1 protein-coding gene is annotated in these 714 nt (G+C 46.4%); it reads right to left on the bottom strand.

Features of this window, described 5'->3' with window-relative positions; genetic code table 11:
- Positions 1-77 precede the first annotated feature (77 nt).
- Positions 78-714 (bottom strand): YchE family NAAT transporter (locus R7040_RS26460; protein ID WP_318097577.1); only part of this gene is annotated, 637 nt, incomplete at its 5' end.

Raw genomic sequence — 714 nt, 5'->3', positions numbered from 1 at the left:
TGTATTTTTTAGAGAGTGAGTCGTCATGACAAAGCGATCCATTGTTGAATCGCTCTATCATAACGTCATTAATAAAATCAGGCTAATCCAGGGAACAAGTTACGTAAGCCGTTTGCAATAAACTCGATGCCTAGCGCACCAAGAATCAAACCCATGATACGTGTGATCACGTTGATGCCTGTTTGACCCAAGAAACGAACGATCAAAGGTGCCGAACGAAATAGCAACCAAGAACAAAGGCAAAACAGACCAATCGTGATAACGATGCCCACGGTATCGAACATACTTGGGTAACGCGCGCCATAAACGATTGTTGAGCTGATTGCACCAGGACCAGCCATTAGTGGCATCGCTAGTGGTACAACGCCGATCTGTTCGCGGCTAACGTATTCAGATTTTTCTTGTTTGTTCTGCTTATCCTCACCGAGCTTACCGCTCATCATCGAAAAGGCGATGCTTAACAGCAGCAAGCCACCCGCCACTCGGAATGAATCCAGTGAAATACTGAACATATCCAACAGTAACTGACCTGCAAGCAGGGAAATGATCAGGATCACGGCCACTGCCACATTGGCTGTTGTCGCGGTTTTGATCTTTTCTTCTGGTGTCATATGTCCGCTTAAAGACACGAAAACAGGCATGATGCCTACAGGGTTAACGGCGGCAACCAACCCCAAGAAAAACTGCAGGAAAATGGCTAGCTCTAAAGTCTGC

Source organism: Vibrio sp. 1069 (genome assembly GCF_033340555.1).
The sequence above is the reverse complement of the archived record's forward strand: the minus strand, read 5'-3'. Positions and strand labels throughout refer to the sequence as shown.